This window comes from Pyrococcus sp. ST04 (assembly GCF_000263735.1).
In the GTDB taxonomy this organism is placed as follows: domain Archaea; phylum Methanobacteriota_B; class Thermococci; order Thermococcales; family Thermococcaceae; genus Pyrococcus.
The window spans coordinates 1572501-1593734 of sequence record NC_017946.1 but is presented as its reverse complement, the minus strand read 5'-3'; the positions used below and the strand labels follow the sequence as shown (position 1 = coordinate 1593734).

General features: G+C 42.7%; 18 protein-coding genes. 8 read left to right on the top strand and 10 right to left on the bottom strand.

Translation table 11 applies throughout. From position 1 onward, the window contains the following. The first annotated feature begins 30 nt into the window (after positions 1-30). The 5 genes from aroA to PY04_RS08440 all read left to right on the top strand — a co-directional run bounded on the left by aroA (position 31) and on the right by PY04_RS08440 (position 4421). A complete protein-coding gene (gene aroA / locus PY04_RS08460; RefSeq protein ID WP_014734707.1) occupies positions 31-1239 on the top strand; it encodes a 3-phosphoshikimate 1-carboxyvinyltransferase in 1209 nt (402 codons plus the stop codon). Beyond that, entirely contained in the window at positions 1236-2309 is a 1074-nt protein-coding gene (gene aroC, locus PY04_RS08455; RefSeq protein WP_014734706.1) for a chorismate synthase, read from the top strand. Before aroA ends, aroC begins: the two co-directional genes overlap by 4 nt. A gap of 87 nt (positions 2310-2396) precedes the next feature. Then, the gene (locus tag PY04_RS08450; protein WP_048056129.1) at positions 2397-2627 is read left to right on the top strand and encodes a chorismate mutase; all 231 of its coding nucleotides are present in this window, start codon (positions 2397-2399) and stop codon (positions 2625-2627) included. Then, positions 2611-3645 (top strand): pyridoxal phosphate-dependent aminotransferase, encoded by a 1035-nt coding sequence (locus PY04_RS08445; RefSeq protein WP_014734705.1) that lies wholly within the window; start codon positions 2611-2613, stop codon positions 3643-3645. Before PY04_RS08450 ends, PY04_RS08445 begins: the two co-directional genes overlap by 17 nt. Continuing rightward, the gene (locus tag PY04_RS08440; RefSeq protein ID WP_014734704.1) at positions 3630-4421 is read left to right on the top strand and encodes a prephenate dehydrogenase/arogenate dehydrogenase family protein; all 792 of its coding nucleotides are present in this window, start codon (positions 3630-3632) and stop codon (positions 4419-4421) included. Before PY04_RS08445 ends, PY04_RS08440 begins: the two co-directional genes overlap by 16 nt. A gap of 5 nt (positions 4422-4426) precedes the next feature. Here the strand turns inward: PY04_RS08440 and PY04_RS08435 are convergent, their stop codons facing one another. The 8 genes from PY04_RS08435 to trpC all read right to left on the bottom strand — a co-directional run bounded on the left by PY04_RS08435 (position 4427) and on the right by trpC (position 14770). Next, the gene (locus tag PY04_RS08435; protein WP_014734703.1) at positions 4427-8422 is read right to left on the bottom strand and encodes a S8 family serine peptidase; all 3996 of its coding nucleotides are present in this window, start codon (positions 8420-8422) and stop codon (positions 4427-4429) included. A gap of 295 nt (positions 8423-8717) precedes the next feature. Beyond that, complete coding sequence (gene trpA / locus PY04_RS08430) at positions 8718-9479, bottom strand: tryptophan synthase subunit alpha (protein WP_014734702.1); 762 nt, start codon at positions 9477-9479, stop codon at positions 8718-8720. Continuing rightward, positions 9472-10638, bottom strand: coding sequence for a tryptophan synthase subunit beta (trpB, locus tag PY04_RS08425; RefSeq protein WP_014734701.1), 1167 nt, complete (start codon positions 10636-10638; stop codon positions 9472-9474). Before trpB ends, trpA begins: the two co-directional genes overlap by 8 nt. Then, positions 10625-11251: a phosphoribosylanthranilate isomerase gene (locus PY04_RS08420; RefSeq protein ID WP_014734700.1), complete on the bottom strand. Its 627-nt coding sequence runs from the start codon at positions 11249-11251 to the stop codon at positions 10625-10627. The genes trpB and PY04_RS08420 overlap by 14 nt, the downstream gene beginning before the upstream one ends. Then, a complete protein-coding gene (locus PY04_RS08415; protein WP_014734699.1) occupies positions 11251-11823 on the bottom strand; it encodes an aminodeoxychorismate/anthranilate synthase component II in 573 nt (190 codons plus the stop codon). The genes PY04_RS08420 and PY04_RS08415 overlap by 1 nt, the downstream gene beginning before the upstream one ends. A 3-nt stretch (positions 11824-11826) precedes the next feature. Beyond that, entirely contained in the window at positions 11827-13125 is a 1299-nt protein-coding gene (locus PY04_RS08410; protein WP_048056128.1) for an anthranilate synthase component I, read from the bottom strand. Then, positions 13107-14087, bottom strand: coding sequence for an anthranilate phosphoribosyltransferase (gene trpD, locus PY04_RS08405; RefSeq protein WP_014734697.1), 981 nt, complete (start codon positions 14085-14087; stop codon positions 13107-13109). Before trpD ends, PY04_RS08410 begins: the two co-directional genes overlap by 19 nt. Continuing rightward, positions 14084-14770: an indole-3-glycerol phosphate synthase TrpC gene (gene trpC, locus PY04_RS08400; protein ID WP_048056127.1), complete on the bottom strand. Its 687-nt coding sequence runs from the start codon at positions 14768-14770 to the stop codon at positions 14084-14086. The genes trpD and trpC overlap by 4 nt, the downstream gene beginning before the upstream one ends. A gap of 137 nt (positions 14771-14907) precedes the next feature. Between trpC and PY04_RS08395 the strand changes: the two genes are divergently transcribed. The 3 genes from PY04_RS08395 to carB all read left to right on the top strand — a co-directional run bounded on the left by PY04_RS08395 (position 14908) and on the right by carB (position 19941). Next, entirely contained in the window at positions 14908-15582 is a 675-nt protein-coding gene (locus PY04_RS08395; RefSeq protein ID WP_048056126.1) for an ACT domain-containing protein, read from the top strand. Positions 15583-15671: 89 nt separating this feature from the next. Beyond that, positions 15672-16790 carry a glutamine-hydrolyzing carbamoyl-phosphate synthase small subunit gene (carA, locus tag PY04_RS08390; protein WP_014734694.1) on the top strand — a complete coding sequence of 373 codons (1119 nt, stop codon included), beginning with the start codon at positions 15672-15674 and terminating at the stop codon, positions 16788-16790. After that, entirely contained in the window at positions 16783-19941 is a 3159-nt protein-coding gene (gene carB / locus PY04_RS08385) for a carbamoyl-phosphate synthase (glutamine-hydrolyzing) large subunit (RefSeq protein WP_014734693.1), read from the top strand. Before carA ends, carB begins: the two co-directional genes overlap by 8 nt. Before the next feature lie 4 nt (positions 19942-19945). Here carB and proC read toward each other — a convergent pair whose 3' ends face one another. Beyond that, positions 19946-20740, bottom strand: a complete 795-nt coding sequence (proC, locus tag PY04_RS08380; protein WP_048056125.1) for a pyrroline-5-carboxylate reductase — start codon at positions 20738-20740, stop codon at positions 19946-19948. 75 nt (positions 20741-20815) lie between these two features. Further along, positions 20816-21232 carry a PIN domain-containing protein gene (locus tag PY04_RS08375; RefSeq protein WP_014734691.1) on the bottom strand — a complete coding sequence of 139 codons (417 nt, stop codon included), beginning with the start codon at positions 21230-21232 and terminating at the stop codon, positions 20816-20818. Positions 21233-21234 lie beyond the last annotated feature (2 nt).

Sequence of the window (21234 nt, the reverse complement as noted above, 5' to 3'; positions counted from 1 at the left end):
GTGATAAAATAAAACTTTCATTATGCATCCATGTTGAAAATTGAACCAGCGAATAATGTGGAGGGTAAAATAAGTGCACCTCCCTCGAAGAGTTACACGCATAGGGCTTTCTTTTTGGCATTACTAGCTGAAAGAGAAAGTAAGATAATAAATCCTCTGATCAGTGATGACACACTTGCTACAATCAATGTAATTAGGGGGTTTGGAGCAGATTTTATAGATTCTATTGTTATTCCTCCCGAGAAGCTCAGACCAAATTACTTCTTTGTCAGAGAATCAGGTACGACGGCTAGAATAACAGTGGCAATATCGTCACTTGCAGATGGCATAAGTATTGTGGAGGGGAGAGGCCGACTTAAGGAGAGGCCGATGGAGGACTTAGTTAAGGCATTATCTTCAATGGGGGTTAAAGTTTATGGAAAAACATTGCCTGTTAAAGTTTATGGGGGGAGAGGACTAAGCAAACATGAAGTTGTTGTTAATGCCTCAAAGTCATCACAGTTTGTAACGGCTCTCCTCCTACTGGGTTCAAGGGCTGGATTGAAAATCACAGCCCTAAATCCTGTCTCTAGGCCGTACATAGATATGACACTCAGAACAATGAAGGCGTTTGGTGTGAAGTTTAGGGTATTTGAGAATACATTCGAAATAGAGCCAGGAGTTAGGGGTTCAAAGTTTAGGGTTCCAGGGGATTACTCATCGGCGGCATTCTTTCTTATTGCAGGGGCTTTATTTGGGAGAGTTAGGGTTGAGAACCTTCATTCCGATGATGTGCAAGCTGACATGAAGATCATTGAAATTCTCAGGAAAGTTGGAGCGAAAGTTCGAGTAGGGAAAGATTATGTTGAGGTAGAAAAAGGCGAACTCAGACCTTTTTCAGTCGATTGCTCTAATTTTCCAGACTTATTTCCAATACTCTCTGTCCTAGCTTCTTATATTCCCGGAAGGAGCATTATAACTGGTAAACAGCTTAGGCTGAAGGAGAGTGATAGAGTTAGGGCAATGGCATTCAATCTCTCAAAAGTTGGAGTTAATGTCAGAGAGCTTCCCAATGGCCTTGAAATTAATGGTGGGAGACCAAAAGGAGGTAGAGTAGAAACATTTGGGGATCACAGGATAGCAATGGCAATGGCAATTCTAGCATTAGGATCTGAAAAGGGAGTTGTAATACCTGATCCCAATGTTGTAAATAAATCCTATCCTGGCTTTTTTGAGGATTTGAGGAGGGTGTCTCAATGAAGGGAAGGATACTAAGCTTCACGCTCTTTGGGGAAAGCCATGGTAAGGGTGTTGGGGTTTTAATTGAGGGCATCCCCCCCGGAATTAGGGTCAATGTTCAAGAGATCAAGAAAGAGCTGGAGAGGAGAAAAGGCATTCAGAGATTCTCAACGAAGAGAAAGGAACCAGATGAGCCGATGATAATTTCTGGGATTTTTAGGGGTTACACAACTGGGACGCCAATTGCAGTCGTTGTATGGAATAAGGATGTTGATTCCTCATATTATGAGGAGATAAAGAACACTCCGAGGCCAGGTCATGCCGATTATCCTGCTAAACTCAAGTACTTTGGCTTCAACGACTATAGGGGTGGGGGGTACTTTTCGGGAAGACTCACGGTGGGCATCGTTATAGCTGGATACTTTGCTAAGAAGATCCTCGAGAAGTATGGGATAAAGGTAAAGGCTTACATAAAAAGGATAGGGAGAGTGGAAGCTAGGGAGGTAGAGATTTCTGAAATATTCTCATCTCCTAACCCTTACTGTCCGGATGAGGAAGCCTTTCAAAAGATGCTTGAAGAAATGGAAAGTGTCAGAAAGGCTGGAGACAGTATCGGTGGGGTCGTTGAAGTTGTTGCAATCAACGTTCCTCCGGGTTTAGGGGGTCCTCACGATGAAGACATAGAAGCCGATTTGGCATCGGCATTCTTCAGGATACCTGCCGTTAAGGGCGTTGAGTTTGGCTTGGGCTTTAAATTTGCTGAAAAAAGAGGAAGTGAAGTTAACGATCCATTTGTTATAAAAGACGGTAAGGTCGTCACTGAAACTAATAATCATGGGGGAATATTGGGAGGAATAACGACTGGAATGCCGATAGTTGCTAGAATCGCCTTCAAACCTACCCCCTCAATTTATCTTCCCCAGAGGACTGTAGACCTTGAGAAAATGAAGGAGGTTGAAATAAAGCTTAGAGGTAGGTTTGACTCATGCATAGTTCCAAAAGCCCTGCCAGTAGTTGAAGCTATGATGTCATTTGTCTTGGCAGATCATCTTCTCATTAGGAAATCTTGGGAAAGTTTTATGGACATGTGATCCTGGCCAAATTGTTTTATATTCTTGTTCAACTTATCTGCGGGGATTGGTGATGCCACGCCAATATACATAGATAAGGGTGAAGGAATGACGAAGCTGAAATCATTGAGAAGAGAAATAGACGAAATAGATAGGCAGATAATAGCTCTTCTTGAAAAGAGATTGGACATTGCAAGGCAAATTGGGGAAATTAAGAAGAACTTGGGCCTTCCTATAGAGGATAAGGAAAGAGAAGTGGAGATTCTATCCCGGGCAGGTAGGTTTAGAGAAATCTTTGAAAAAATCCTGGAGGTAAGTAAGGATGTTCAACGTTTATGAACTTTTCAACAAGATCAATGAATTAAAGCCGAGGATAAGGCTTGACGTTGGGCAACCTGATATTCCAGTTGCAGAGGAAATTATTAGTGCAGCGATAGAATCTCTCCGAAATAGGGAGACGGGATATGTGAGTACTGCAGGAATCCCTGAGCTCAGAGAGAAAATAGCAGAAGTTGAGGGAGTAGAACCAGAAGAAGTTATTGTGGGGCCAGGAGCTAAAATACTCATAGCTGCAGAAATAGCTATGGCGGAAAAGATAGCGGTAATCTCCCCGTATTGGAATGCCTACCTACTCATGGCCAGTCAATTTGGGAAAGATGTAACAATAATAGAAACAACACTAGAAAACGCATGGGTACCTGAAGTTGATGGGGCTGACGCTGACTTGCTGATAATCAACTATCCCAATAATCCAACTGGAAGGGTTCTGTCTAGAGAGGAGTTGAGAAGTATTCTTGAGGTTGCAGAGGATAAGGGAATGAAGGTTCTATCCGATGAAATATATGCTGAAATATCGTTCAAGGAATTTACCCCTGCTCGGGATCTCTATGACAACGTGGTTACAATAAAGGGATTCTCTAAGCTGTACTCGATGACAGGCTTTAGACTCGGCTATGCCATTAGTAGTAAGGATGAGATTAGGAGAATAAGGAAGTTCATTGAATCCACTGTAACTTGTGTTCCTCCTTTTGTTCAGAAGGCTGGAGTGAAGGCTCTCGAACTGAGAGATAAATTAATTAGGACTGTGACCAAGGAGTACGAGCGGAGAGCGAAGCTTGCTTCAAAGATTTTAAGGGGATTGGAGTTCTATGAACCTGAGGGAGCATTCTACTTATTCCTGAAAGTTCCTACTGACGGCTTAGCGTTTGTTGAGAGAATCTTGAATAGAGGAGTCTCTGCATTCCCTGGAATAGCCTTCGGAAACTACTCGAACTTCATTAGGATCTCACTTACAAGTGACAGGCTTGAGGAAGGGCTTAAAATTATTAGGGAGGAAGTAGAATGCGCATTGCAATAAGTGGCTATGGGAAAATGGGAAAACTATTTGGAAAAATTCTGAAGAAAAAGCATGATGTAAAGTTTTATTCTTCCCATGTTTCTTTAGATTTCTCATCCTTAAAAGATGCCTATGAGTGGGCCGATTTAATGATCCTTGCAACCTCAATAGAGAAAATTAAGGCTCAGATACTTGAACTTAAGGAAATAAGCTCCGAAGTTCCGAAGGATATCGTGATATTTGATATAGCGTCTTTCAAAAGAGAAATTGTTCCACTCTACTCCGGATTTCCTGAAGAAGTGAAGGTTGCTAGCGTACATCCGATGTTTGGGCCGGGTGTTAATTCGTTCCATGGAGAGAAGTTTCTAATTGTTCCTGTTCCAGGAAGGGAAATGGATGGGGATGTTGTTAAGACTATAATATCAGAAGACTTTGGAGGAGAAGTTGTTGTCGTTGATGCTGAAACTCATGATAGGATGATGGGTTTTGTAATTGGTGTTCCATATGCAATTGGCTTGGCATATTTGAAGCTCACTCATGAGTTCGATTTGGATAAATTTGGTGGAACTTCCCATAAGCTTCTCAAAACATATGGACTTTTTGTGCTGAATGACTCTGAAGAATTCATTAGGCACATATTGGGGATGTCAGGAAGTAATGTCAAATACTTTTGCTCTTTGCTTAATAGAATCATTGCTGGTGATATATCCTTTTTTAATATCGAAGAAGACTCGAGGGATATAATTGAGGCATACCAGAAGATATATGAGATAATTAAAGGAGAGAAAAAGAATTAGAGAAACTACTCAGAGCCTCCTTGTGCTTCTGCTATAGCTTCTTCTAGTAACTCTGTTGCTTTTCTCAATGATACGTATGCTTGTCTTAGGAATGGTAGCATCCTTATGTCTCTGAGGTGTCCTATTATGTCCCCTCCCGTGAGCTCTAAGACTTTCTGATAATATTCAAGAGCTTGGCTGTATAGGGCTTCTGCTTGTTTAAGGACATCGTCACTTACTCCAACTTCTTTGGCTTTCTTCAAGATCTCCTTGTATTTTTCGAGATAAATGTTGTAGTATGCATAGCTTAGCATGTTCAATGATTCTATTGACACGGGTCTTGGGATATAGTACCTTACCTTAAGAACTACTGGTGATGAGAACTTGACCTCAACGAATAGGTATGTGGCCTTGTCTCCCTTGTCTACCCACCAGCTGAGTACGTGTCCAACTTCTGCTTCAACTCCTGTAACTTTGGCATTCTCTGGAAGCATGATCATGAGAGTTGCCGTAGTACCTGTTTCGCCCTCCACTGTAATTTCTAGTCCATCAGATACCTTTGTTTCCTTAGTTATCTTGACGTTTGTTCCCTCAACGATCTTAGTTTGTGGCTGGGTTACATAAGTTGTTACTGGTTCTTTTACATTTATATTGAATGTTCCATGGAAGTCTTGGTACTCTTCTGAGATTACATCCACAGCTATCTTATCATCCAGCTTGGTTGGGGTGTATGAGAACTCTACCTTTCCATCATTGGTATAATATTCGACTCCGTTTATTATGACTTTGAGTAGCTTCCCAGTTATTGGCTCTGATGTTGCCTTGTCTAGTATCCATAGCGTGAAGTTACCTTCTTCACCCACTTCAAGGCTTTCTGGTTGTACTAGCTTCACTTCAAGCTCTGGCATGCCTACCTGGATTATAACTGGGATTACTCCTAGGACATTTCCAAATTGATCCTCTATCCCTATCGCTCCAAAGTATGTTCCTTCTTTTTCACCAGCCTTCACTTTGAGCTTGAGCGTCCTTGATTCCCCTGGGAAGAAGTATGCTAAGTCAGTTGGTGATACTGTGAGCATTGATGATTCCTTGTCTCCTTTCCTTATTGTGAGGAGGTAGAACACCCATTCTCCATAATATCCTTCTGCGTAGACATATGCTGGGGCCTTAGGGAGAATAGCGTCAACAACTCCTCCCCTTGCGACTCTGAACATTGGATAATCTGAATTTAGGTCTGTGCCCATCTCAATCCATAGTTCTTCTAGGGAGTCAAGTGGAATTGTCCCTGCTTCTAAGTATAGGATGTCTGATGTATCTGGGAACCCGAAATATGTCCAGTTCCCTGAATTTAGTACCATTGTGATCTTCTCTACGTTATCTGTTGTGAATGTCTTACCGAGGAATGTTGAGTATTTGTTTGTGACTTTTACTTCAACAGTTTTTTCCTCTCCAGGCTGTAGGTCAACCCTTATGACGTTTGGCTCTGCCATTATTCCATAGAGCTTAATGTCAAATTCATATGTTATCTTTTCCTTGTCTGTCCATTGTGGCTCTCCAAATACTACAAGCTCCCAGGTTCCTGGCGTTGGATTGTTGAATGTTATTGTTCTATTTCTCAATCCAAAGCAATCATATCCAATGTATCTTAGCATCTGGGTTCCTTGTGGTGGTACTAGCTGGAAGCAAATGTCATTGTGTGAGTTAGTTGTAACACTCACTTCTACTTTACTTACGTCTTCAGGGATCTCAAAGAAGTACCTGTTAACCCTCATTGACTTTGTATCATACTCCCCTACAAACTTCACTTCTCCGTTTTCTGGTTTCTCTGGAATGAGTATTGTTACTGGCACATATCCTTCAATGTATGTAGTAGATGGATCATCGATGTAAATAATCGCTTCGTACAACCCTGGTTTCTGGAGTTTAGTATAATCAATGCTTACAGTGAAGGAAGATGGTTTTGATGTAGATACATTAAGTTCAGTTACTGAGGGTTTAATCCAGTCTGCCGTGGTGTAAACCTTAAGAGTGCCATTGTAGTTGAGGCTATAAACTTCTACTGGTACAGAGGCAGGGTGCTCATTCCTCAGGTAGATACCTCTGTACAGGTAAGGCAATCCATATTCAACTACCATGTAGGAGTTAAGCTTATTGGCTGGAATCCATGGAGTTCCTAGAGGAGTCTTGAATGTTGTAACGGGAACTCCGGCGTATATGATAACTGACTTCTCGTTGCTTAAGTTCTCAAGGATCTGGATTGCTCCCGGTATGTTGAGGAATCCGAATCCCTCGTCGGCATAGCTAAGCCCTTCTGTCTTGGTTGCTGATAACATTAGTGCCTGCTTTATCTTGAATGGATCATAATTAAGGTTGTGAGACTTGGCATAGCTAATCAGCAATGCTGCTGCTCCTGCAACATGCGGTGTTGCCATTGAGGTACCACTCCAAATTCCATACCTTCTTGGCCTCCATATTGGTAGGGATGAGAATATTAATCTTCCAGGTGCTGATATGTCGGGGTCGAGCATTCCATCCATCCTAGGACCTCTTGAGGAGAAGTATGCCATGCCATTTTGTACTCCTGGGATGTCATAGAATACCTCCCATCTTATTCCCTCAGCATATGCTCCGACGGTAATTGCGAAGTCGGCTGTTCCGGGGGATCCTCCAGTATTAAGGGCTGGACCCTCGTTTCCTGCAGCTATTGCAAACACAACTCCGAATTTCTCTGTTATATAGTTTACAAAGAAGTCTTCTGGATTATCAGTTCCATCATTGTAATCTAGCCATCCTCCAAGGCTCATGTTGATGACATCTGCTTCATCTCCGGTACCTGGGATTCCATCTGGACCTACTGCAGCATATAGCATTCCCGCTATTATCCAGCTGGCATATCCATACCCTGCAGACACTAAGACCCTAACTCCCATTATCTGGGCGTTTGGTGCTATTCCATAGGTTCCGTTGAATAGTGGATCCGTTGGAAGGCCAACTCCCGCTATTGTTCCGGAGACGTGAGTTCCGTGACCATGTCCATCCCAGAAGAAGTGTGCCTCTGCATTCGTTGAATTTATTGGAGAGAAGTCTGCTAAAGCTATTGAGAGGTTCTCCGGGGTAACTATGTAGTCGAGGGTATCTCTATAGACTCCATGAATTATGTACTCACTTTCTGTAAGGTTGTTATCCTGGTCTATATCCAGAGATGCAAAGACAACGTTACCATCGCAGGTTCCTATCGCCACTGGGAATTCATCTGTAATGTTCCCGTTGAAGTTTATGTCAAAATATCTCTCTGGTAGGTATCCGAAGTAGTACGTGACGTTTGTACATTCCGTTACTTGGGGCACGAGATATGTTGTGTTCCCAACTTTAAATCCACCAAGAGTTGAATTATACTCCACTTTTGTTAACTCAACAAGTCCCTCGTCTGTGCTATCATGAACATCAATTATCTTTGGCTTTCCATCTAACGTTACTTGGAGGAATGGGTTCGCAACATCAACTCCCGTATCGAGGACTGCAACAGTAACATTGTCTCCAAGAACGCCATAGACTGTCCATGCATAATATGCTCCGGTGGTATAGTCGCTGATAAACATTTTCGGAGCTTCTTTGGGATTAATGTTTATCGTATCTTCTTGTGGTTTGGGCAAGTATATCTTCCTATCTTTCCACACGGCTTCTATTCCTGAAATTTCTTTTAACTTCTGAAGTTTGTCTTTGGGGATTATAGCGACTATAAATTTGAATTCTGGCCTGCTAATTGGTAGTATCTTTCCTAATTTGGCTATCTCTTCATAAGTTTTTGTATCTCCTTCTTTTTTAGTTGCTATTATCACCCTGATGTTTTCTTCATTAGTACTATCTTTGAGGATCTTTGATATCTGAGCCTGGACGTTATATGTTCCATTTGATTTCTTGAAGTTCAAAGTGGTCTCTTGAGAGAGAGCCATTGTGGCTGGTGGGAATACTGAAAGCACTAGAGCAAATACCAAAAGCATTGTTGCAACTTTTTTATCCATTCATTTGCACCTCCACATACTTATTCAACTATACATATTTCGGTAGACAAGTTTGGTGGTCCCGGAAAGATTATGTGCTTCAATGTTTAAATATTATGGTCATTTTTACAAATATTAAGGCTAACTCACAGTGGTGAATTCAAGGAAAACATAATTAAGGTACTATTTTTTGACGCATTTTCATGTTTAGTTTTAAATTTTTAAAATGTGTAACAATAAAACTTGCAAATAGTAGTAAAAAGTGCAGATCAATATGACTTTTCTTTTTCAAACCTCTCCTTTTAGGGTAGGTCTGTTAGATTCCAGAGAGCTCTCTCATCTTCATCTGTAATTCCGTGAATATTGTCTGTTTGCTATGGGATGGTTCCAATTTATTTATCACTTCTATCAATGCACTACCCACGACAACACCATCTGCACCTGCTTCAAACAAGCTTTCTACGTGTTCTCTCTTCGAAACTCCGAAGCCTACGGCCACCTTATTTTTGCAGATCTTCTTGGCCCTTCTTAGTAGCTTAAAAGCAGTTTCTGGTATTCTATCCCTGGCCCCAGTGGTTCCGTAGAGGGATATTAGATAAACGAATCCTGTTGTTGCTTTATCTATCTCTTTGAGCCTTTCGTCTGGCGTGTTTGGAGCGGCAAGAAAGACGGTTTTAATTCCCTCTTCTCTCGCAATGTCTAAAAACTCTCCCGCGTGGGTGACTGGGAGGTCAACTATGAGCATCCCGTCTGCCCCGGCATCTTTAGCCTTCTCAACGAACTTCCTAATACCCGTTCTATATACTGGATTGTAGTATGTCATTATCACAAGAGGAGTTTCTGAGTGCTTTCTGAACTCTCTTATTATATAGAATGCGTCTTCGAGTCTAAACCCGTTTTTGAGGGCTCTGAAGTGTGACTCCTGAATTGTTTTTCCATCTGCCATCGGGTCGCTAAAAGGTATGCCAAGCTCTATTGCTCCAGCAAACTCATCGACTGCCAGGAGGAATTCTAAAGTTGAATCTACAGTAGGGTCTCCAGCCGTTAAATACGGGATTATGGAATGATCCTTAAACATTCCCGCTCACCTTTAATACGATATCTAGATCTTTGTCTCCTCTTCCAGACAAGTTTACTATTATTACTTCATCTCTATCCATTTCCTTGGCAAGTTTCATTGCGTATGCAACTGCATGCGCCGATTCTAGGGCTGGTATTATCCCTTCAGTTCTTGACAACTCGTGAAACGCTCTTAGCGCCTCTTCATCCGTAACCACAACGTATTCTGCCCTGCCACTCTCTTTTAAGTGCGCATGCTCCGGTCCAACTCCTGGATAGTCTAAGCCGGGAGCTATGCTGTGAGTTGGTGTTATTTGGCCCTCGTCATTTTGAAGGAAGTAGCTCAGCATTCCGTGAAATACTCCTTCTTCTCCGGCGTTGAGTGATGCTGAGTGCAGACCAGTTTCGAGTCCCTTCCCTCCAGCCTCTACCCCTATCAGTCTCACCCTTTTCTCTCCAACGAATGGGTAGAATATCCCCATTGCATTACTTCCTCCTCCAACGCAGGCGACTATGGCATCTGGTAGAGTTCCCTCGGCTTCGAGTATCTGTTGCTTTGCCTCTCTTCCTATTACTGACTGAAAATCTCTAACTATTATTGGATAGGGATACGGCCCAACGACTGAGCCTATGAGATAGTGAGAGTATTCAAAAGTTGCTACCCAATCTCTTAGGGCTTCGTTTATTGCATCTTTGAGCGTCTTTGACCCTGAGTGAACTGGAACAACGTTGGCTCCAAGCAGTTTCATTCTGAAGACGTTCATTTTTTGTCTTTCGACGTCTTCTGCGCCCATGTATATGTCGACTTTCATTCCAAGCAGTGAACCTGCCATTGCGGTTGCAACCCCGTGCTGGCCGGCTCCAGTTTCTGCTATCAGTCTGCTTTTCCCCATGAACTTTGCGAGAAGAGCTTGACCTATTGCATTGTTTGTTTTGTGAGCTCCGCCGTGAAGTAGGTCTTCTCTCTTGAGGTATATCTTTGCTCCGCCGATTTTTTTGGTTAGCCTCTCTGCATAGTATAGGGGAGTTGGCCTTCCGGCCCAGTTTCTTAGGTAGTAGTCTAGTTGCTCTTGGAACTCTTTGTCATTTTTCAACTTTTTATATGCCTTCTCTAATTCTTTTAAGGGCTCAATTAAGGTTTCAGGAACGAACTGACCACCAAATCTACCAAACCACATTTTTTGCCCTCCTAACGAACTCTCTCACTAGAGATTCGTCCTTCCCTCTTTCCCCCTCAACTCCAGAAGAAACGTCAACTCCAAATGGCTTTACTTTTCTAATGACTTCTTCAACATTTTGAGGGTTTAATCCTCCTGCGATTACTACGGGAATTTTTTTGGCTATTATAGCTGAGACTCTCAGATCATGCATTTTTCCAGTACCTGCTCCGGTATCTAAGAGAACCCTGTCAATTTCGTACTCATGGATCTTGTCAAGAAGTAACTCCGCGTCTTCCTCGGGATTGTCGCTTTTCCCTGGAACTCTAAAGGCTTTCATTATGAACACTCCATACTCGCTTTTTAGAGCCTCTATGGTCTGGGGAAGAGCATTCGAGTGTATCTGGATATATTTGGCATTTGTTCTTTCTATTGCCGTTGCCCATTCTGAGAATCCAATCATGGTTGAGACGAGAAAAGTTGGTATTGTTGAGTGCTCTATAATTTTCTTTGCTTTCTCCAAATCTATCCTCCTTTTGGAGTTTGAGTTAACAACGACTCCCGTAGCATCTGCATATTTTTCAACAATTTTAAGCTCTTCTAGGCTCTTAACTCCACAAATCTTCACGAACATTATCTTGTCATCTCCACAAAGTTTTTAATCATCTTAAGACCCTCTCTGCTTTCCCATTCCGTGAGAACACTTTCTGGATGAAATTGAACTCCCTCTATTGGCATTTTCTTATGTCTTATTCCCATTATTATGTTGTCATCGAGAGAAACAGCAGTTATCTTGAAGCCCTTTGGAACCTCGACTACTGCCAGGGAGTGGTATCTTCCCCCCATTAGGGGGTTCTTTATTCCCCTGAATATCCCCTCTCCATCATGTCTTATTGGACTGGCTTTTCCATGCCTGGGCTTAACTCTCTCAACTTTTCCTCCAAACACCTCTGCAATTATCTGATGTCCAAGGCAAACTCCAAGAACTGGAACCTCTGCTTCTAGAATTATCTCTGGGGAATTCCCTACTTCTCTTCTATCCCTGGGATGTCCTGGTCCTGGGGATACTATTATCCCATCAGGGTCAATCTTCTTGACCTCTTGGGGAGTTATTCTGTTTGATACGACTTTTACTTTGTCGAAGAATGATGCATACTCTGCTAAATTCCAAACAAATGAATCTCTGTTGTCAATTATTAGAATCATCCGTCAACCCCCCAGAGCTTTTAAAACGGCCCTCATTTTGTTCTCTGTTTCGTAGAACTCTTTTTCTGGAAGTGAATCAGCGACTATTCCGGCCCCTGCTCTCACGTATGCTTTCTTCTTCTCTATCTCTGCCATTCTTATCCCTATTGCAAACTCTGCCCATCCAGTTGCTGAGAAGTATCCAATGCCACCTCCGTATATCCTTCTTCTGCTCTTCTCAAGCTCGTCGATTATCTCCATGGCCCTTATCTTTGGGGCTCCTGTGAGGGTCCCGGCGGGGAACGATGCTTCTATTGCATCAAACATATCTTTGTCATCTGCAAGTTCTCCAACGACTTCACTCTCTATATGCTGGACGTGGCTGTATTTTATCACGTCGAAGAATCTAACTAACCTAACAGTTGTTGGCTTTGAAACTTTCCTAACGTCGTTTCTTGCTAAATCAACTAACATTACGTGCTCTGCTCTTTCTTTTTCATCGGAAAGAAGTTTTCTTTTTATTTCTTCATCTTCTTCGGGAGTTCTCCCCCTAGGAGCTGTTCCAGCTATTGGATTTATTCTAAATATTTTCCCCTCCACGGCTCCCATTGTTTCTGGCGAAGCCCCGACTAATGTCTTCTTAAACTCTAGGAGGAAGGTGTATGGGGAAGGGTTTATTCTTGTAAGTCTCCTGTGTATCGTTAGCGGATCCAGATCTGACTTTACTTCATACTGCCTCGAAAGAACGACTTGAAACACGTCTCCTGAGAATATGTACTCCTTTCCTTTCTCGACGATTTTTATAAATCCCTCCTTGTTGGCATCTGTTTTCGTGATTGTAGCTCCGCCTTTTTCTTCTATGACTTGCTCGTTTCTAGCCCTCTTGACGATACTCTCTGGGTCGAATGGGGGTTCTTTAAGGGATATAAACTTCAGTTCTCCCTTGAGATGATCGTACACGAAGACCCAAGGATAATATGCAAAAAGCGAGGGTTCTTCTACGGTTCCCTCTATGTAGTTGTGCACTGCATCGTATGCTATGTAGCCAACGAAGCCTCCCATAAATCTTTCTCCTTCAATTCTGTCCTTTATGAGGCCTTTTAATGCCGAGAATGGGTTTGTGTTATCGCTTATTTTTACTCCATCAATGTAAGCCCCTTTGCCGGAAATTTCAACGATGAATTCTGGCTGGGCTGAGATATATGTGTATCTGGCCTTTTTGCTGTCTTTTTCTGCTGAAAGAAGAATAAAGGGGAAATCAAATTCTCGGATTACACTGTACAGCTTTATTGGATCAACATGGGTCAGCTTTTTGAAATGCATGCTATCTCCTCCAGCTTTCTGATCATTTCTTCTCCAAGAACGTTGTTTACTGCTTCAACACCTTCTCTAATGTCACCAACAACTTTTGCGGCATACAGTGCAACCGCTGCATTTGCCAAGATGAATGTTTTGTCCTCTTTCCTTCCATTCCCTGAGAGAACAGCCTTTACTCTCTCGGCGCTCTCCTGGGGAGAATTGCATGGGATTATTTTAGCTGGTGTTAGGCCAAGGTCCTCTGGGGTTATTGTGTAAACTTCTATTTTCTTTCCATTTACCTCGGCTATTATAGTCTCTCCTCTTGGGTTTACTTCATCTAATCCCTCTCCATGAACTACTAAGCCTCTTTCTATTCCAAGGTAGCTCAGTGCCCTTGCAATTTTTTCAATTAGATCCTGTGAGTTGACTCCAACGATTTGATAGCTTGGCTCTGCGGGGCTTGCTAGAGGTCCGAGTATGTTAAAGACAGTCTTTATTCTAAGGAGCTTTCTAACTGGCATTATTCTCTTAAGAGCGGGGTGATACATTGGGGCAAATAGAAACGTGAATCCTGTTTTTTCTATCATCTCCTTTGCTTTTTCTGGGGGGATTCTTATGTTAATGCCTAGTGCTTCAAGGAGGTTTGCCGAGCCGCTTTTTGATGTTATAGAGACATTTCCGTGCTTTGCTACTTTTGTAAAGGCTGAGAGAATAAGTGCTGATGCAGTGCTAACGTTTATTGTTGAGGCCCCATCCCCTCCAGTTCCCGCGGTGTCCGCGACTTTACCTAGATCCACTTTTACAGCCTTATCTCGCATGGCTTTTGCGAGTCCAGCGATTTCTTCAGCTGTGTATCCTTTTGTTTGCATTGCTGCCAGATAGGCAGCTATCCTGACTTCATTCTCTCTTAGGAGTTCGTCAAATAGATTATACGCCTCTTTAAAAGTTAAGTTTTCCCTGTTTATTATTTTCTCAAGAAGACTCATGGTTTTGCCTCCACAAAAGTTTTGAGGAGTTTTTCGGGATCATCTGCTTTCATAAGGGCTGTTCCTATAAGGGCGGCGTCTGCATACTTTAGGGCTATTTTTAGGTCCTCTATTGTTGCTATTCCGCTTTCACTTACTTTGATGAACTTGTTTGGGATTTTGGGGGCAAGGAGTTCTGTTAATTTTACAGTTCCATCGTCAAGTTCTAGCTTCCCTATGTCCCTGTTGTTTATTCCGATCATTGTTGATTTTGTTTGAACGGCAATCTCGAGTTCTTCTGTAGTATGAACCTCTACTAATGTATCTAGCCCGTGTTCTAGGGCGTAATCTACGAACTCAAAAATATCCTCTTTTAATACTCTGGTTATTAGGAGTATTGCAGATCCGCCAGCCTCTGCTGTTTTTTCTATTTCTTCCTTACTCGTTATGAAATCTTTTCTGAGAACTGGAAGTTCGGTCTCTTTGCAGAGTTTTTTAAAGAACTCAAAACTTCCCCTAAAGTACTTGGGATCAGTTATGTAGGATATGCCAACTGCTCCTGCTCTTTCATACTTCCTTAGAATGTCAAAGGGGTTCCTGCCTCTCAAGAGATCTCCATACTTTGGAGAATAGAGTTTCAACTCGGCTATAATTGCGTTCTTTTTACTTCTCCTTATGGCTTTGCTCAGTCCAAAAACCATCACCCATTTGAGCCCACCAGGGTGTTCAATTTCTGCCTTTGAATTTAAAACTTTGGACAACTTGACATGCCTTGATTCCGAACTATCTAAATAGAAAATGTTTTAACATTTTGTCACTTCATCTCATCAAGGTGTTGTATATGGAAGAAGAAAAGAAAAGCATTTCTAAGCTCGTTAAGGATCTTGTAATGACTAAGCCATGCGTAAGGGAGCTAATGATTCTTGGAGTTGTGAATTATAGTGCTTTAGCTAGGTTGTTCCAGGTAGAACTTGAAAAGAAGGGGATTAAAGCGTCTACGGGAGCAATAAAAATGGCTCTCATAAGACTCGGAGAAGAGTTGAGTAGTGAAAGGGCTGAGTTTGAAGAGTCCATTCGAAGAGTTATTGCAAAAACGGTAATTGAGCTCCAGTCTGACTTGGCTGTTATAACTGTAAATAAACAAGTTGCTCTTGCTAGAATAAATGACATACTTGAAATTATGAAGAAAACAAGGTTCTTTCAGTTGTCTCAGGGAGTTGACACTTTTACAATTGCAATAGCCAATGAGGACAAGGAGGAAGTCGTTAGAGCCCTTAAAGAGGGAATAGTTGATGTAGTCGACGGTCAGACTGCAATAATTCTTATAAGCCCCTATGGAATTATGCAGACTCCAGGAATAATAGCGTTCATTACAACGGCCCTTGCAGTCAACGGGATAAACTTAACTCAAGTGATTTCCTGCTACAAAGATACTGTGCTTTTAGTTGACAGAAAAGATGCCCCCTCTGCATATAGTGTGTTAGAGGATCTCATTCTTAAAATGAGGAAAAGTTAGTTCTATTTGTAACATTATATTTACATTTTTGCATCAGTAGTTACAAAAGGCATATAAATATTCCACTTCCCAGCTTGAGAGGGCACTTCATGGGTAGTGAAGTGGGGTATCTAGTACTGGAAGATGGAACAATTCTTAAAGGGAAACCCTTTGGTGCGAGGACGGTAAGGTACGGAGAGGTAGTGTTCACGACCGCCATGGTTGGATATCCAGAATCACTAACGGATCCCTCTTATAGGGGACAGATACTTGTAGAAACTAATCCTCTAATGGGAAACTACGGCGTTCCTAGCAAGAATCTCACTGAGAATGGACTTCCACAACATTATGAATCGGACTCCATAAAAGTTGAAGGCTTTATAGTTTCAAGACTAATGAGGCCGAACCACTGGAGTAGTGTAATGACCTTGGATGAATGGCTAAGGGGGGAGGGAGTTCCAGGTCTGCAGGGCATAGATACAAGGGCCCTTGTTAAGAAGATTAGGGAAAAGGGTGTGATGAGGGGGGCTATAATCACGGATGGTTCAAATCCAGAGGATGTTCTTGACAATGTGCAGAAAATCAACTACGAAACAACGAACTTTGTTGAACTAGTTTCTCCAAAAGAACCGATAATTCATGAACCAGACAGAGTTCTCTACACAGTTGTAATGGTCGACATGGGCGTTAAGTATGGAATCCTTAGAGAGCTACTCAAGAGGGGAGTGAAGGTGGTAAGAATACCCTGGAATTGGGATGTTATCGAGGCTTACTACGACTATAATGCTGATGGAGTGTTCTTTTCAAATGGACCTGGTAATCCTGTACTGCTTAAAAGTGTAGCAAAGAGTGCCAAAAAAGTTATTGAAGAAGAAATACCAACAATGGGGGTCTGTTTAGGAGAGCAAATCCTCGCATTGGCAGATGGAGCAGAAATATACAAGCTGAAATACGGGCACAGGGGAATCAACAAGCCTGTTAAGGATCTGGAAAGTGGGAAGGCCTTTGTAACAACTCAGAATCATGGCTATGCAATAATACCTGAAACGCTAAATGAGTTTTCTGTATGGATGATAAACCTTGATGACAATACGGTTGAGGGTATAAAGCATGAAAATCTTCCGATAATAGCCACTCAATATCACCCCGAGGCTTCTCCTGGACCTTGGGATTCGACATGGGTGTTTGATGAGTTTGTAAAACTTCTGGGAGGGAAGGATGATGCTTGAAAAGCTGTCAAAAGTTCTAATTATAGGGTCGGGAGCAATTAAAATAGGTGAGGCTGCTGAGTTTGATTACAGCGGGAGCCAGGCCTTGAAGGCTTTACGGGAGGAGGGGATTGAGACAATTTTAGTTAATCCAAACGTTGCCACGATCCAAACAAGCCATGAAATGGCTGATAAGGTTTATCTCGTTCCTCTAAAGGAGGAATTCGTGGAGGAAATAATAAAGAAGGAGAAACCTGATGGGATTCTACTGGGATTTGGGGGTCAGACTGCACTTTCGCTGGGAGTGTCATTGTACAAAAAGGGAGTGCTTGAGAAGTATAATGTTAAGGTGCTTGGGACGCCTGTTCATGGAATAGAGAGGGCTCTTGACAGGGAAAAGTTCAGGGAGACCATGATAAAAGCGGGGTTGCCTGTTCCTCCGAGTGGTGCTGCTAAAACTCCTGAAGAGGCAATTGAGATAGCAGAAAACATTGGATTCCCCGTAATAGTTAGGGTAAGTTTCAACCTAGGAGGAAGGGGTTCATTCATAGCTCATTCTAGAGAGGAGTTTGAGGAGTACATACTAAGGGCCTTTGCCCAGAGCGAGATAAGAAAGGTTCTTGTGGAAAAATATCTGGACGGATGGAAAGAGATAGAATTCGAAGTTGTTAGGGATAGAAATGGCAACGCCGTTGCCGTTGCTTGTCTTGAAAATGTTGAACCCATGGGAGTTCACACAGGTGAATCCACGGTTGTTGGGCCGTCTCAAACCCTCACAAATAGGGATTATCAAATCTTGAGGACCGCGGCAATAAAGGTTGCTGAGGCGATTGAACTAATAGGGGAGGGAAATGTGCAACTGGCCCTCAGTCCGAATTCTGAAGAATACTACGTTATTGAAACTAATCCAAGGATGAGCCGTTCCTCTGCATTGGCGAGTAAGGTTACAGGTTACCCATTGGCCTATATTGCTGCAAAACTTGCAATAGGCTACACTTTGGATGAGCTTAGGAATACAGTTACCGGCGTCACGACTGCTGCATTTGAGCCAAGCCTCGACTACGTGGTGGTCAAGGTTCCAAGGTGGGATCTTCAGAAATTTGATGGTGTGAGTAGAAGTATAGGGAGTGAGATGAAGAGCATCGGTGAAGTTATGGCCATAGGAAGGAACCTCCATGAAGCCTTTCAGAAGGCAATAAGGATGTTGGATATTGGGGACGAGCTGATAGGGAAATATTACCTCAGAGATGAGCCTCTTGAAAATGTCCTCCTCAGGCTCAAAAGAAGGGAACCCTACCTCCTTATGCACTTGGCAAAAGCTCTTAGGCTTGGAGCAACAGTTGATCAGCTGTACGAGATTACAAAAGTCGATAAGTTTTTCCTGTATGTTGTCGAGGATCTGGTTAACATTGCCGAGCAGTTAAGGAGGAACCCCAGTGAGGAGCTGGTGGAAGAAGCAAAGAAGCTTGGGTTTAGTGATGCTCAGATAGAGCTACTGACCGGCAGGAAATGGAAGAGGAAACAACCTGTAATCAAGAGCATAGATACGCTGGCTGGAGAGTTTCCAGCAAAGACAAATTACCTATATGTAACCCACGATGGAATTGAGAATGACATACCTTCCCCCTCAAAACCCAGGATAATTGTCCTTGGGGCTGGAGTGTTCAGGATTGGCGTGAGTGTTGAGTTTGACTGGGCTGTTGTAAACTTTACTAACGCGGCTAGGAGGAGGGGGATAGAGGTTGCAATAATAAACTATAATCCAGAAACAGTCTCTACAGATTGGGATATGAGTGATAGGCTGTACTTTGAGGAGATAACACTCGAGCGCGTTCTTGATATATACAACTTCGAAAAGCCTATGGGTGTTGTCGCCTTTGCGGGTGGTCAGCTGGCTAACTCTCTTGCCAGGAAGCTTGAAAAAGCTGGAGTTAAGTTGTTGGGAACTTCTGGAAAGAGCGTTGACAGAGCTGAGAACAGGGCAAAGTTCTCGGCGCTCTTAGAAAAGCTTGGGATACCACAACCCCAGTGGATTTCTGCAGAGAGCATTGAAGAGGCTTTAAGGTTTGCTGAAGACGTTGGATATCCAGTGATAGTGAGGCCAAGTTACGTGCTCAGCGGAACCGCCATGAAAGTCGCTTGGAGTGAGGAAGAGCTTGTGAATTACCTAAAGATGGCAACAGAAGTTTCTCCTGATCATCCCGTTGTCGTTTCAAAGTTCATAAACGCGGTTGAGGCTGAGATAGATGCTGTTTCAGACGGAAAGAGGGTTGTTGGAGTAACACTAGAGCACATCGAAAGCGCCGGTGTTCATAGTGGGGATTCCACAATGGTTACCCCTTGGAGGACAATAGGAGAGAAAAATGCAAAGAAAATGGGAGAGATAGTTTATGCATTGGCTAATGAGCTCGACATAAAGGGGCCGTTTAATGTTCAGTTTATAGTTGATAGGAAGCCTTATGTTCTCGAGCTCAACCTTAGGACAAGTCGTTCTATGCCGTTCTCGAGTAAGTCTAGAGGAGTGAACCTAATGGAGCTTTCAGCTCAGGCCGTGCTTGATGGAAAGTTGTCGATGGGTGTTGAGGGAGAGTATTACGAGATACCCCCCGTGGCGTATGCTGTTAAGAGTCCGCAGTTTTCGTGGGCACAGCTTCAAGGTGCCTACCCATTCTTAGGCCCAGAAATGAGGTCTACAGGGGAAGTGGCTTCTCTGGGAACTTACTATGAGGACGCTCTTCTCAAGAGCTGGCTCTCGGCGAAGCCAAATGAGATGCCAAAGAAATCTGCCCTTGTGTATGGTTGGGAAAAGAGTTCCATCTTAGGAGAAACGGTGAAGATTCTGGAGAAGCTTGGAATAACTGTATACACAGTTGAGGGTAGTCTCAGCAAGGGTGAGCCAAAGAGTGTCCAAGAAATTGCCAGCATGCTCAAGGGAGGGGAAATTGACATAGTTATGACGACTGGGTATGCAATTGAGAGGGATTACATAGTTAGGAGGCTTGCAGCGGATATGAATGTCCCCTTAGTCCTAGATGCAAACTTGGCCTTTGAACTTGCAAAAGCCCTTGAGTGGAAAGTCAACAGTGACTTTGAAGTCAAGGAGCTTAGGGAGTACTGGACAAAGCTAAAAGAAGAAAAAGTAGAGTATGCTCTGTCTATAGCTAGAGGATAGCAGTTTATTCCTCGTTGACTATCTTTGTTGAGAGTATCTTTGATTTTTTGGTTGCTGCGTCTATTGCCTTCATTATTGCAGTCCTTATCTTTCCTTCTTCTAGCTCGAAGATTCCGTCGATGGTTGTTCCACCGGGAGTTATCACCATGTCCCTTATCTCCGCCGGGTGATCTCCAAGTTCAAGTAACAGCTTAGCAGTCCCGAGAAGAGTTTGAGCCGCTGCGAGCCTCGCTATATCCCGTGGTAAGCCTACTTTAAGTCCCCCATATATCATGGCCTCCAAGAATACTGAAACGTATGCGGGGCCAGAACCACTTAGCCCCGTTATTGCGTCCATGTACTCCTCGTCAATTTTCAGGCACTTACCAAAGGAACTGAATATTTTCTCTACCGTCTTAATATCTTCTTCGTTAAGGTCTTCTGCAGAATATGCGGTGAAAGATTCTTTAACGAGAACCGCTATGTTTGGCATTGCTCTCACGAACTTTGCTTGAGGGACGAACTTTTTAAGTAGTCTTATTGGAATGCCTGCCGCGAGGGAAATAACGATTTTGTTACTGATATTCTCTTCTATTTCTTCGAGAATTTTACCGACTTTGTTTGGTTTTACCGCAATTATAACAACATCGGCCCATTTACTCGCCTTCTTATTGTCTTTTTCGAGTTTAACTCCGTAGTTCTCGAGCCATTTGACCTTCTCTATCTTTCTTCTCGTTGCAATTACCTCATAGCCTGCCTCTGCTAATGCCTTTGCCACAGCACTTCCTATAGTTCCGGCTCCGATTACAGCTATCCTCAACAATTTCACCCAAAATGCAAAATTTTCTTTGGCTCCTAAATAATATTTCGAGCATGGTTTTGTCGTTATGTCAGTTTAATCGAGAATTCCCTCAAGTTCAAGCTTTTTCTTCTGTCTTAGGAATATAACCGGAACACCTGCCTCCCTTAGTCTCTTTCTTAGTCTTCTGTCGTTTGTGCACACTATCACGTTGTCGTTAGTTATTGCATATTCGTATAGTAGCTCATCTGTTGTCTTCGACATGAACTCCCCAATGTAAATGACTGGAAACCTTTCAGCAATCTTTAATGCCATTCTTGCCGCTACTAGATCTTTTCCTTTAACCTTACCTTCTTTTATTATCGTCTTGAGTTCTTCGAGGACAACATTTGGTATCATAACTTTGTACTTGACATCGAGAATTCTTTCAAATTCTGAAATTATATCGACTCCAAATTGACCTGGTATGAAAAGAAAATTTGTATCAGGGAGAACTAGCCAAATCTTTCTCATGG